Origin of the sequence: Ureibacillus sp. FSL W8-0352 (assembly GCF_038004345.1) — a bacterium.
Classification (GTDB): domain Bacteria; phylum Bacillota; class Bacilli; order Bacillales_A; family Planococcaceae; genus Ureibacillus; species Ureibacillus thermosphaericus.
In genome coordinates, this window is the sequence record NZ_JBBOQT010000001.1 from 2286629 (window position 1) to 2300135 (window position 13507).

The window sequence follows — 13507 nt, forward strand, 5'->3', positions numbered from 1 at the left end:
AGCCTTTTTAAATAATGCATTTATTGTCGTCTTTTATTTCGACTAAAAGATTGCATAGAAGTCAGACTATTCCTCATAAATTGAACGAATAATTGAAATATAACTTCAGAAAAAACAATCCCCATAGCAATTGCCCCTGAAATTAAAAACGCACGAATTCCGGTTTCCAATCCTAAAGTATAATTTTGCTCCACAAAATAACGCAATGTATTATATGCAAGCCCACCAGGTACTAAAGGAATAATCCCTGAAACAATAAAAATAATCATCGGAGATTTTAATCTTCTTGCAAATCCTTGTGCACAGATTGCGACAACGAAAGCCCCTAAAAAAGAAGCGAATACTTCTGTTAATTGTAATTGCAAGGCACTATAAAAAATCATCCATCCAACAGCCCCGACTAATCCGCAATAAGGAATCGCTTTAATCGGAGCGTTAAAAATCACACAAAGACTCGCTGTTGCAAGGAAACTAAAAATCAACTGAATTACATATTCCATATCCATTACTCCTTAATAAAATGCCACAACCACTGCAACACCCGAACCGATAGCAAAAGCCGTTAAAAAAGCTTCTGTCCCTTTCGCAATGCCAGCGGTTAAATGACCCGCCATCATATCTCGAACAGCATTTGTAATTAATACCCCAGGAACGAGTGGCATCACACCACTAATGATAATTTTATCGATTTCATTTCCATAACCAAGTTTAACAGTAGAAAATGCCACGAGCGCAATGACAAAAGAAGCGAAGAATTCAGAGAAAAATTTCACTTTCGTTAAATGTTGAATGGCCAATAATGCAAGGTAACCTGTGCCCCCTGCTATAAAAGCTGCTGGCATATCAAACCAAGTCCCTTTAAATAAAATTAAAAAGCAAGCACTTGATACGGCAGCCATTAAAATTTGCAACCAAATTGGTAAAAAATAATTTGTTTTTTGTATCATTCTTAGCTCGTCATACGCTTCATCTAATGTTATTATTTTAAGTGTAAGCTTCCTAGAAACATTATTTACTTTCGCAATTTTATGCAAGTCTGTAATACGGCTTGAAATGGAAATAATTTTTGTTTTTTGTTGTTTACCAAGGGAAAGAATAATCCCCGTAGGTGTTACATAACTTTGGGCGTCTAAATTTTGGGAGCGAGCCATTCTGAGCATCGTATCCTCTACTCGATAAGTCTCAGCACCGCTTTCCATCATAATTTGTCCCGCTAACAATAAGCAATCTAACGCCAATTCACCATTCTTTTCATTTACCATTGCTTTATTCTCCCTTTCTTCTTTGCATCATACCGAACGGAAAGGCAAATCTCAAGTACATATCTTTTTCAACTTAAATAAAACCACCTTTTGATAACTTTAGAGAGGAGAGCCATAGATGAGACAGCGGAAGTCAAAACGCCGCGCATGGATTGACTTAATATTAATCGGTTCCATCATTGCGTTAACTACGATTATTGTTATTACAATTTCCATTACGGGACAGTTTAAATTCCAAAAACCAACCGTTTCTGCTATAACAAAATATCCAGAGATTCCCTCTCTAATTGATGAAACAGATTCAAAATTTCCGGAAATCCGAATCGTTTCCGAATCGTCAATGAATAGCTTAATACCATATTCGATAGATTACCCAAAAACACCTTTTGAGCTGGTGAATGAACAGATTACTAAATACATAAAAGATTCGAAGCGAGATTATATCACTTCACTAAACGAGAAAAATCATGTAAATAAAGTAAAAACGATTGGTGACTTAGACATCTCCACAGAAATTCACCTATTTAACAATCAGTTTTACTCAATCGTATTAAAGAAACGGCTATCGCTGAACCGAGTTTCATATAAAGAAACCTATAAAACCATTGTATTTAATAAAGAAACCGGAGAGTTAATCGATTCTAGTACATTATTAAACAAAGATATCGGGCATTTAGGTTTGTTAGCTGAATTCATTCAAGCTGAACTAAAGGAATATTACGGTAAAGAAATAATCGATGAAAAACTAGTGCAAACAACAGTACCTAATTGGAATCATTTCAATCGCTTTGCCATAACGAGCGAATCGGTTATATTTTACTTTAACCAAGGAGAACTTGCTGAAGAACATGCAGGTTCTGCAACGATTAATATCCCAATCTATTACTTGAATCCTATTTTAGCATCCGCATTCCAAAGCGAAGTGAAAAGCAATGTAACTATTGTGACTCCTAAAACAGACCGCAAAAAAGTAGCTTTAACTTTTGATGACGGACCACATCCACAAGTGACGATGCAAATCTTAAACACCCTTGAAAGGTACGGTGCAAAGGCAACGTTTTTCATGCTTGGAAAACAAGTGGAAAACCATAAAGATATCGTACATGAAGTGTTAAATCGAGGTCATGAAATTGGTAACCATACATATAACCATCCAGTATTAACGAAACAAAGCACCACTCAAGTTTCTTGGCAAGTCGAATACACAAGTCAAGTGATATATGATGTGATTGGAGAATATCCTACTCTATTTAGACCTCCTTATGGTGCTACTAATTCATACGTTGAAAGTTTAATTGATGTACCTGTTATTTTATGGACAATTGATACTTACGACTGGAAATACCGCGATTCAAATAAATTATTGCCAATCATAAAAGCTAACTTGCACGATGGAGCAATCATATTAATGCACGATATTCATCAGTCAACAGCAGACGGGCTTGAAAGCGTATTAGCATATTTGCAACAAGAAGGCTATGAATGTGTGACGGTAAGCGAAATATTAAACGTTCATTGAATATGAAAAATCCCCTTAGCAATGATGAAGCTTGGGGATTTTTTGTATTTATGTAGAAACAACTTGGTAGATTGTGTCCATGTGTGATGTACTATCTACTTGTGCAGATGCATCTCCCACTCATGTAGATAGGACTGCACTGGTGCGGATGTTTACCTTCCTCGTGTGGATAGGACTCGCACTGGTACGGATTTATACTTCGCTTGTGTGGATATCCCTCTACTTGTGTGGATACTTTCCCCTCTCGTGCAGATTGTCTATTCTATCATGTGGATATTTCCTCTGCTTGTTCTGATTACTTATCTACTCAAGTTGATTTACTTGTAATATTCCCTTCTTAATAAAAAATCTGCTCTTCAACCAGAGCAGATTTTTTGAACTTATTTGATTTTCATTTGTCCAATTGGTTCAAAAGTTTTCAAATCATAGCTTTTTATTTCTTTCGGTGATATTGTATACAAGGCATCATCAATATACACTAAACGAGATATGCTTGATTCCCAATCTTCATACAATTCATTGGCTTTCGCAGGTGTAATTAAGTTTCCTTTTAACTGAATCCCCTTCTCCGTGGTAATTTCGTACACTAACGCACCCAATCCTTTATATTTCACATCGTCATTCTTTCCTTCTTCATACAATATCACTGGGAATCCATAATAATTTAACGCTTCATTTCTAAAGAGTGCTTTGTGATTATATTGCACTTCCGAATAAGTTCCGCGTCCTCCAATAATAACCATATCTTGTTCTTTTGGATTCGCGAAATCAGATACATCAAATAAAGAAATTTTCATTCCCTTTGTTACAGTAAACGGTTCCTTCGACCATGAATCCATCCGTTGTTCTGTATCATAACCGATTCCAATTAAATGGTTTTCATCAAGCGGATGTAAATAGTTGCTGAAGCCCGGAATTTTTAATTCACCTAATACTTTTGGATTGCTCGGTTCTGCCGTATCAATTACAAAGAGTGGATCTGTCTCTTTAAATGTCACAATATACGCCTTATCGCCCATAAAACGAACGGAATAAATGCGTTCGCCTTTCGCTAAACCTGTAACTTCTCCGACTTTCTTCAAGTTCTCATCTAAAATGAATAGATGGTTTTTGGAATTCGCTTGACTACCCCAAGCAACTCCTTCCGTTGTTGCAATGCGGAAATATCCGTTATGTTCATCCATAGAGAATTGATTTAATACATTCCCTTTCACTGTACCTGTCCCAGTAAATTCAATATTTGTTCCATCAATTGCAAATTTATAAATGTTCGTTTTTGGCTCACCTGATTGTATAGGAGCTATTGACTTTTCTGCTTCAGAATCAGAAGTCGTCACTCTTAAATCGATTGGCAAAGGCACTGCCATTCCATAATCAAAAGCTGTTAAATATAATGCATTTTTAGACATGTATAGAGTAGAACTACTTCCTAAATATCCTTTAGTATTTACTTCTTTAGATGTTAAATTGTTCAAATCAATCGCTGAAATAATAGAATAAGATGGTTCTGTAGAGCTTGGAATAATCGAGATTTTCTCAATTTCCAAAGGGTTGGATTCATCATCTTCAACAATGTATGGTCTTAGCTCGACCTCTGCATCTTTCATTATCCAATAATTTGGTGTATAGTTTGAAACAATGTAAAGTACACCGTTATATTTACGAACACCATTCATGTAACCTTCTTGACCAAATTCCTTTACTAGTTTTGGCTTGGAAGCGTCACTGACATCATAAATCGCTGCTTTTGTAAACGTTTTTCCGCCATAATATTCTTTATGGCTATTTCGTGGATCTTCTACAAATTCATCCAATAAGATGATTAAATAATTTCCTTCTTTCATTAACTGATGAGGATAGCCGTTGCCTTTTAGTTGAATCGTTGCAACCTGTTTTAAGTTTTTCGGATTTTGTGCATCAACAATTTTAATTTGCTGTTCTACAGTTGCATAAATATATTTGCCATCAGTAATAACGACATCGCCCTCATCAATTCCTTCGACTTGATTATTCGTTGTCGAATGGTTTCCTCCACTTGAAGCAGTATCTGCTTCAGTTGATTGTTTCATCTCAACACGTTCTTCTTCAAAAAATTCCCATTTAACTCCGTTTTGATTATGCTTATTAAGCAATGCTTGGAAGTATTCCTCTAATTCTTTAACGGACTTTATGGATTCCAACTTTTCAATCACTTCAAATTCAATTTTTTGATTCTTTAAATTTACCGAAGATTTTCGGAAGGATTTATCTTCCATATGAAGAATGTATTTGCCTATTTTTAAATTTTCAACCGTTAATGTGCGTTGGTTTTTGCTTAATGTAACCGTTGCGTCCACTTTGTTTCCATCTTCATCAGTAACGTACACTTTGCCGCGTTGAATTGCCTGTTCATCTAATGCATGGGAAAGATGAACATCATAAGGCTGCCCATAAAAAACGACGGAAGCTGCATTTACTTCAACCTTTTTTCCGAGCAATATGAAGCTCAGAAACACCCCAAAAACGAGTAGAATGAATCCACTTGCCAAGATCTTGGTTTTATTATTCATCCCATTTCACTCCTTTTTCTTCTTTTTATCGATTAGACTGCCAAAATTCTATATAGTTACATCATTTTAAACGAATTTTCAATTTTGCCACTTTTATTTTTTATGCTATTAAATAAGAAAAAGAAAAAACGTGAAGCATTACACTTCACGTACTAGTGGACATCCAAGTCTTGTTAAAAAAGCAAAAGAACGAATGGGAAAACTCGTTCTTTTCTCCATCCGCTCTTTATACAGAACATTCAGATAAATAATTTTAGAACACGTTTTTACCATTTTACAATCGATGAACGATGAGACGTTTCTTTAATTATAACGCCGCGTTTATTCATTTTTTCAATAAACTCTTTACCTGGTACAATCATTTCTGGTGGGAACACACCACGTTGTGAAATTGTTCCTTCACCAATCATAATCGCTACGGAAGCAATCGTACCAGCTGTTGCCTGTGCCATTGCCGTCACTTCTGAATTTTCGTCGCGTTTTAAAATCGTTTCATATTCGTATGTGACTTGCTCACCAGATTTTTCACCAACGATAATTGCTCGTAGCACTACCGCATCTTGTTTTTTACCTAAGTACAATTTTTTCTTTAGCGCTTCTCGAACAACGCTGCGTACTTTCACTTCGACACCATCTACATTGACAACATTATCTCGATCGAAGAATCCTAATTCTCTCAATAACTGGAACTTTTCAGCATGCCCTTTATAGCGAACTGTTTTATACTCAAGAGTTTTCACATTCGGGAATGTTTTGTATAATGTTGAAGTTCCACCAGAAGTATAGAATGCCTCTAATGTTCCAAATTGATCGAAGTAAATAGGTTCTACTCCTGAGAGTGACTCCACTTTCACCAATTGTCCATCACGAATAATTTTAGCTGGCTCCGTATAGTGGTCGATGACACCTTCAAGGGAGAAGACGCGAGTATAGTTTAATGGAGGTTCAGGTTTTACCGGAATTCCCCCAACATATAGTTGAATGGACTCTACCCTATCCAATTTCGAAGCCCCGTATCCAACTAGAATATTAATCATTCCCGGTGCTAAACCTAAATCTGGAATAATCGTTACATTTTTTTCTTTTGCTTGTTCATCTAATTTCAGTACATTTTCTGTTACTTCCCCTATATGTCCCCCTAAATCAACAGAATGTACGCCAACATCAATTGCAGCATTTGCTACACGTTCATTAAACTCATAGAACAATGCGTTAACACACACGTCTCCTTTTGAAATAATATCACGCAATTGTTGTTCGTCTTCAGCATTACAATACACTGCTTCGATTTTTTGTAAATTTGCTTCATTGATAAAATCATTTACCATTTCAATATCTAAATCTGCTAAATAAACTTTTTCTACTTTGTCGCTTGCACTTAAATCTCTCGCAATTTCTCTCCCCATTAGTCCTGCACCTAACACTACTACTTTCATTCCAAACATCCCCTTTTCTTTTTATTTATCTGTATCAATTTGTGCACGCTGAAGCTTGCCACTATAGTCTACATAGATGCTTTTCCATTCTGTAAATACGTCTAAAGCGGCTTGACCGGAATCTCGATGGCCATTCCCCGTTCCTTTTGTTCCCCCAAATGGTAAATGAATTTCAGCACCTATTGTACCTGCATTCACATACACAATCCCCGTATCTAAATCTCGTTGCGCTTTAAAAATTCGATTTACATCTTGAGAGTAAATGGAACTGGATAAACCAAACTTCACGCTGTTATTGACTTCAATAGCCTCATCCAAGCTATTTACCTCAATAATGCTTAATACCGGTCCAAAAATTTCTTCTTGAGCAATGGTCATATCAGGTTTCACATCTGTAAATATGGTTGGTTCAAAGAAAAATCCTTGGTTATATGGTGGTGTTGTAATAATTTCTCCACCAGTTAATAATCTTGCGCCTTCATTTTTGCCGATTTTTACATAATGATAAATTTTTTCTAAAGCTGCCCGATTTATAACTGGTCCGACTTTCACATCCGGATCAAGACCGTTGCCAATCGTTAAATTACTAAGTGCTGCGACTAACCTTTCTTCTAATTCATTTTTCATATTTTTGTGAACAATGACTCGGCTGCAAGCGGTACATCTTTGTCCTGTTGTACCGAAGGCGCTCCATAGAATTCCTTCCACAGCTAAATTTAAATCTGCATCATCCATTACGATAATGGCATTTTTACCACCCATCTCAAGGGAGACTTTCTTCAAATGTCGGCCACCTAATTCTGCGACTTTGCGTCCTGTTTCGTTTGAACCTGTAAAAGAAATCACTTTTACATCTGGATGTTCTATAAGTGCCGTACCAACCGTAGAACCTGACCCAAATACAATATTCACAACTCCTTCAGGCAGGCCAACTTCTTCAAAAATTTTTCCTAATTCATACGCCATGAGAGGGGTTTCGGTAGAAGGTTTCCAAACAACTGTATTACCAGCAACAATCGCAGGAAATGACTTCCACGTAGCAATGGCAATGGGGAAATTCCAAGGTGTTATAATGCCAACAACGCCGACGGGACTTCTTACACTCATTGCAAATTTATTTGGTAATTCGGAGGGAGTCGTCTCACCAAATAATCGTCTGCCTTCACCCGCCATATAAAAAGCCATATCAATGCCCTCTTGCACTTCGCCACGGGCTTCTTCAATCACTTTCCCCATTTCTTTTGTGAGGATTTGAGCTAGATACTCTTTCTTTTCCTTTAATTTATAACCAATTTCATATAAATATTCAGCTCGTTTAGGAGCTGGAATGAGAGCCCATTCTTTTTGAGCTTGTTTTGCTGAACGAACAGCTTCTTCCACTTCATTCTTCGTTGAAAGAGGGACTTTCGCTAATTCCTCACCTGTTGCTGGGTTAATGACTGCAACTTTTTCTAAATCTTGTTCAATCCAACGGCCATTTATATAGTTTTTTAAGTCCATAACACCCTCCTTATATTTTTAATTACTTATTGTACTATTATTCAACATTTTCTCGATAATCCCTTTTTTTCTCAACAATTCATAAAATGTCTTGAACTAGTTGAAACTTTATCCAAAGGGAAACGTATGAAAATATCGTATATATTAAGTAAATGCTAAAGGAGGCAAGGACATGAATAATCATGAAATTGATTACAAATTATATGGCGATGATATGCAATACGTTGAAGTGGAACTAGATCCGAATGAAACAGTTATTGCTGAAGCCGGGAACTTAATGATGATGGATGATGGCATAAAAATGGAAACAATTTTCGGTGATGGATCTTCTAAAAGCGGTGGAGGATTCATGGGGAAATTAATGGGAGCTGGGAAAAGGCTTCTAACGGGTGAAAGTTTATTTATGACGACCTTCACAAACGTTGGCATGGGGAAAAAAAAGGTATATTTTGCAGCTCCTTATCCAGGTAAAATCATCCCAATGGATTTAAGTAAATTAAATGGTAAAGTAATTTGTCAAAAGGATGCTTTTTTAGCTGCGGCAAAAGGGGTTTCCGTCGGCATCGAATTTCAACGGAAAATCTCCGCTGGGTTCTTCGGTGGAGAAGGATTCATCATGCAAAAACTTGAAGGGGATGGCATGGCGTTTATTCATGCAGGCGGTGCCATTCATCAAAAAGAATTACAGCCAGGTGAAGTTCTTCGAATCGATACAGGCTGCTTTGTCGCAATGACTTCAGAAGTGGATTATAGCATTGAAGCTGTTGGTGGCATTAAAACTGCTCTGTTCGGTGGGGAAGGTATCTTCTTCGCAACTTTACGAGGCCCTGGTACTGTTTGGATTCAATCATTACCATTCTCGAGACTTGCAAGCCGCGTATTCGCAGCAGCTCCTGTTTCCCAAGGCGGAGGAGGAAAAGATAAAGGTGAAGGCGGTATCGGCGGTTTATTTAACTTATTTAATGATTAAAAGATGCAATTTCCAATATTTTTAATGTTGGTTGTGTGGATATTGCTCACTCTTGTGTGGATGACTCCACTACTCGTGTGAATGGTTGTGGATATACTCTCATCTTGTGCGGATAGCACTCCTACTCGTGTGGGTACCCCCTCATCTTGTGCGGATAGCACTCCTTCTCGTGTGGGTACCCCCTCATCTTGTGCGGATAGTACTCCTTCTCGTTTGGGTACTCCCTCTTCTTGTGCGGATAGCACTCCTTCTCGTGTGGATACACCTTCATCTTGTGCGGATAGCACTCCTTCTCGTGTGGATACTTCCTCATCTTGTGCGGATAGCACTCCTTCTCGTTTGGGTACCCCCTCATCTTGTGCGGATGATATCCCTACTTGTGTGGATACACCCTCTTCTTGTGCGGATGCCACTCCAACTCGTGTGGATACACTCTCTTCTTGTGCGGAAAGTACTCCTTCTCGTGTGGATACTTCATCTTGTGCGGATAGCACTCCTTCTCGTGTGGGTACCCCCTCATCTTGTGCGGATAGTACTCATTCTCGTGTGGATACACTCTCTTCTTGTGCGGATGCCACTCCAACTCGTGTGGATACACCCTCTTCTTGTGCGGTTGGCACTCCCATTCATGTGGATACACCTTCATCTTGTGCGGATAGCACTCCTTCTCGTGTGGATACTTCATCTTGTGCGGATAGCACTTCTTCTCGTGTGGGTACCCCCTCATCTTGTGCGGATAGTACTCATTCTCGTGTGGATACACTCTCTTCTTGTGCGGATGCCACTCCAACTCGTGTGGATACTTCCTCTTCTTGTGCGGATAGTACTCCTTCTCGTGTGGATACACTCTCTTCTTGTGCGGATGCCACTCCAACTCATGTGGATATGACATTACAACTCGTGTGGATATGACATTACAACTCGTGTGGATATGACATTACAACACAAAATTGTACATTCTACACTTATTTTTAGTCATAATAATTAAAAAAAATCCTTTCCCACTTAATGAGAAAGGATATTTTCATTACATTACGAATAATACCGCAATCAATACTGCTGCCAACACTAAACGGTAAATAGCAAAAGGTACTAATCGAATACGAGAAATTAATTTTAAGAAAAATTTAATAGCAATTAACGCAAAGATAAATGCACTAATAAATCCGACAGCATAAAACCAAAAATGATCAGGATTAATTTGATCCCAGTTTTTTACTAAAGATAATCCACTAGCTCCTGCCATAATTGGAACAGCCATAATAAACGTAAAGTCCGATGCCGTTTTATGGTCAAGCCCCATCATCACCCCACCGGCAATCGTCGCACCAGAGCGGGAAAAGCCTGGCCATAAAGAAAGACATTGAATTAATCCAATTTTAAATGCTTTACCATAAGATAATTTGTCTAGTGATGTAACTGCTGGTCGTTTTGGTCCAAATTTATCAGCAATAATCATCCAAAAAGCACCTAAAACTAACCCGACAATGACCGTTTCGGTTGTAAATAAATGTTCGTCGATAAAATCTTCAAACAATACGCCAAACACGCCAGCTGGAATAATTCCCACAATTACGTGCATTAAATTAAAACGTTTCGAATATTCTTGTCCATCGATTTTGTATAAACCAACAAGACTTAACATACGTTTCCACATGACGACAACGACCGCCAAAATGGAACCAAGCTGAACAACAATTTTAAATGTATTTGCGGACCCCTGTCCTAAAAATTCCGTCGTCTTTAACCATAGGTCATCCACGATAATCATATGGCCTGTAGATGAGACAGGAGCAAACTCCGTCATCCCTTCTACAAACCCGAGGATGAGTGCTTTTAATAATTCAATGAATTCCATAAGACGTTATTCCCCTTACTCTCTTTTCACTCAATTTACAATACACGATACTTTATAAAATGTCCATCACTTAAAAAACGTAATAACTCCATTTTGGTTTCCATCTTCAATAACCCTTACTACATTATTTATTCTTCCGCTAAAGTATTCCAACTGAATTGACGAACGAAATAAAAAAAGAAAAAGGTTGCGAATCGCAACCTCTCCATTATTCTGCAGTCACCGTCACAACAACTTTAAATAAATCACCATCGACGCTAATTCTCAATTTTCCATTATGCATATCCACAATCGATTGAGCGATGGCAAGTCCTAGGCCAGAACCTTCCGTATGACGCGACTCATCCGCTCGTTTAAAACGTTCTGTTAATTCCTCTACGTTATCACCTAATTCATAGTTTGCAATATTTTTCACAGCTAATTCAGCAACTGAATCTACCTTTTTCAATGTAATATATACTCTAGTACCTTTTAATGAATATTTCAATGCATTTACAATTAAATTATCAATCACTCGCCACCATTTTTGTCCGTCTACATAGGCATAAAGGGGCTCATTTGGTAACATAACGCGAAGATCTAAATTCGCTTTTTCAAAAGCTTCTTTATGTTCACCAATCGCCTGCTGTAATAGCTGTGTTAAATCAATTCGTTCTTTTTTTAATTCCACGTTCCCGCTAGACATTTTCGACACTTCAAACAAATCTTCAATAAGCGTTTTTAAACGGTGGGATTTTTTCTCTAATATTTCGATATATCTCTTTCGCTCATTCTCTGTAATATTGGGGTTTTTTAATAAATCTGTATAAGTAATAATTGATGTGAGTGGTGTTCTCAAATCATGGCTCACATTTGTAATTAATTCCGTTTTTAATCGTTCACTTTTCGCCTGTTCGCTTAAAGATTTCCGAACCCCTTCTTGCAACTCGTTTAAATTCTGTGCATGTTGTGCAAGTGGTGATTTCCCTTTTACCTGTACTTCTCTCGTCAAACGTCCTTCTGCCATATCTTTCGTTTGCTTCATAATTCGATTCAAATACCCTGCATTTCGTAAAAAGAGAATCAAGGCTGGTAATGCAATGAAGATAAACAGTATTGCATAAACTAATAGAAAAATTGGCTCTATGAAAACAATTGCAAGCCCGAATCCTGCCAAAAATGCAACCGTTAAAATTGCCAAAGCTTGTATTCCGATTGACCGAGATAAAAATAAATCTTGGATGCCGTCAGATAAACGATAAGCTAATGATCTTTTCCACTCATATTTAATATTTTCTTCATTGTTCACGGATTCCCAAGTCCATAGTGCTCCCAAAATACTAATGCTTGTAAAAATATAAATTAATACTAAGTCGATTGCTAAATGAATGCCGATTTGAATCCATTCATGATTCATGTAATAATAATTGAATCGGATGAAATTACCTGTAATGTCAAATATTAAAGACGTAATCAGTATTGCAAATAACGTTGCTGCAATACGTAAGTCAATCGGCATTTTTAAAAAGTATTCTTTTAAGCTTTTTTCAAATAAAAAGTCTCTAAAGGACGGCTTCGCTACCGTCATCAACCCAACAATCGCCAATAAAGAAGTAGCCCAAATGCTATAAAGTATTATTTTTACAGTCATAAACACTTGATAATCTTCTTTAAATTGAGTATTCTGCATCATCGATTTTGGAATGATGATAGTACCTTCATAACGAGATACTTTTCCTTCAATCGTCATCTCTGGTTTCATAATTGTGTAGTCATATTCATTTGGGGAAATCGTTCTTGAACTGTTTACGACTAAATATGAATTTTTATCTCCAAAATTCTCTTTAAACACCGCTTCCGCATTCACATCGCCAGATTGAAAGGTTTCTCCCGTTTCAATATTTCGTAAACTGTAAGCAAAGTAATTATACTCATCTAAAAACGCCTTTTTATTTTCATTCTCTAAAACAGCGTACCGGTGAATAATTGCCTCTTTTTGCTTTCGAATTTTTTCTTCTACGTGACTATCATCCTGAAAGTTTTTCTTAATATCTTCAATTTTTTGATCCCGTTCTTGTAGAAGCAATTCTTTCAATTCCGGATCGTCAGCAGCTTGTTCAATTCGTTCTTGATATTGATATTTAATATTTTCCACTTGATCGGTTAGCGACCCAAAATAATTTCGGTGATATTCAATTTCCTCTTTTGTTACAGTAATTTGCTTTTTTGCCTCTTCCACATCAAACGGATCTAATACATATCGCCCTATTTCACTTTTAAAATTTTCTAAATTTCCTTTAAAGGAATTCGAATCAAAGTAAGATTTTCCGATATATTGCGATCCATAAGTAATTAATAAGAAAACTGAAAAAAGAGTCCAAGATATAAGAAAAAGAGAGAGGAGTATTTTACTTTTTTCTTTCATAACATTTCC

11 protein-coding genes are annotated in these 13507 nt (G+C 37.0%); 2 read left to right on the plus strand and 9 right to left on the minus strand.

The window, feature by feature from the left end:
- Positions 1-20: 20 nt before the first annotated feature.
- Both NST98_RS11585 and NST98_RS11590 read right to left on the minus strand, forming a co-directional pair.
- A complete protein-coding gene (locus NST98_RS11585) occupies positions 21-500 on the minus strand; it encodes a threonine/serine exporter family protein (RefSeq protein WP_340715174.1) in 480 nt (159 codons plus the stop codon).
- Positions 501-512: 12 nt separating this feature from the next.
- A complete protein-coding gene (locus NST98_RS11590; RefSeq protein ID WP_340715175.1) occupies positions 513-1262 on the minus strand; it encodes a threonine/serine exporter family protein in 750 nt (249 codons plus the stop codon).
- A 118-nt stretch (positions 1263-1380) separates the two neighbouring features.
- Between NST98_RS11590 and NST98_RS11595 the strand changes: the two genes are divergently transcribed.
- The gene (locus NST98_RS11595; protein ID WP_340715176.1) at positions 1381-2781 is read left to right on the plus strand and encodes a polysaccharide deacetylase family protein; all 1401 of its coding nucleotides are present in this window, start codon (positions 1381-1383) and stop codon (positions 2779-2781) included.
- Between the two features lie 380 nt (positions 2782-3161).
- On the opposite strand, the gene NST98_RS11600 is transcribed toward NST98_RS11595, so the two are convergent.
- The 3 genes from NST98_RS11600 to NST98_RS11610 form a co-directional block, all read right to left on the minus strand.
- Entirely contained in the window at positions 3162-5330 is a 2169-nt protein-coding gene (locus NST98_RS11600; protein WP_340715177.1) for a beta-propeller domain-containing protein, read from the minus strand.
- A 266-nt stretch (positions 5331-5596) separates the two neighbouring features.
- The gene (locus tag NST98_RS11605; protein WP_096549845.1) at positions 5597-6766 is read right to left on the minus strand and encodes a saccharopine dehydrogenase C-terminal domain-containing protein; all 1170 of its coding nucleotides are present in this window, start codon (positions 6764-6766) and stop codon (positions 5597-5599) included.
- 21 nt (positions 6767-6787) lie between these two features.
- A complete protein-coding gene (locus tag NST98_RS11610) occupies positions 6788-8266 on the minus strand; it encodes an aldehyde dehydrogenase family protein (protein WP_340715178.1) in 1479 nt (492 codons plus the stop codon).
- A 172-nt stretch (positions 8267-8438) separates the two neighbouring features.
- On the opposite strand from NST98_RS11610, the gene NST98_RS11615 reads away from it, so the two are divergent.
- The gene (locus tag NST98_RS11615) at positions 8439-9236 is read left to right on the plus strand and encodes a TIGR00266 family protein (RefSeq protein WP_016837669.1); all 798 of its coding nucleotides are present in this window, start codon (positions 8439-8441) and stop codon (positions 9234-9236) included.
- Here NST98_RS11615 and NST98_RS11620 read toward each other — a convergent pair.
- The 4 genes from NST98_RS11620 to NST98_RS11635 all read right to left on the minus strand — a co-directional run bounded on the left by NST98_RS11620 (position 9233) and on the right by NST98_RS11635 (position 13498).
- Positions 9233-9730 carry a hypothetical protein gene (locus NST98_RS11620; protein WP_340715179.1) on the minus strand — a complete coding sequence of 166 codons (498 nt, stop codon included), beginning with the start codon at positions 9728-9730 and terminating at the stop codon, positions 9233-9235. The two genes, NST98_RS11615 and NST98_RS11620, sit on opposite strands and share 4 nt — an antisense overlap.
- 249 nt (positions 9731-9979) lie before the next feature.
- Entirely contained in the window at positions 9980-10105 is a 126-nt protein-coding gene (locus tag NST98_RS11625) for a hypothetical protein (protein ID WP_340715180.1), read from the minus strand.
- Positions 10106-10263: 158 nt separating this feature from the next.
- Positions 10264-11094, minus strand: coding sequence for an undecaprenyl-diphosphate phosphatase (locus NST98_RS11630; RefSeq protein WP_016837667.1), 831 nt, complete (start codon positions 11092-11094; stop codon positions 10264-10266).
- A 208-nt stretch (positions 11095-11302) separates the two neighbouring features.
- Positions 11303-13498, minus strand: a complete 2196-nt coding sequence (locus NST98_RS11635) for a sensor histidine kinase (protein WP_340715181.1) — start codon at positions 13496-13498, stop codon at positions 11303-11305.
- Positions 13499-13507: the final 9 nt, after the last annotated feature.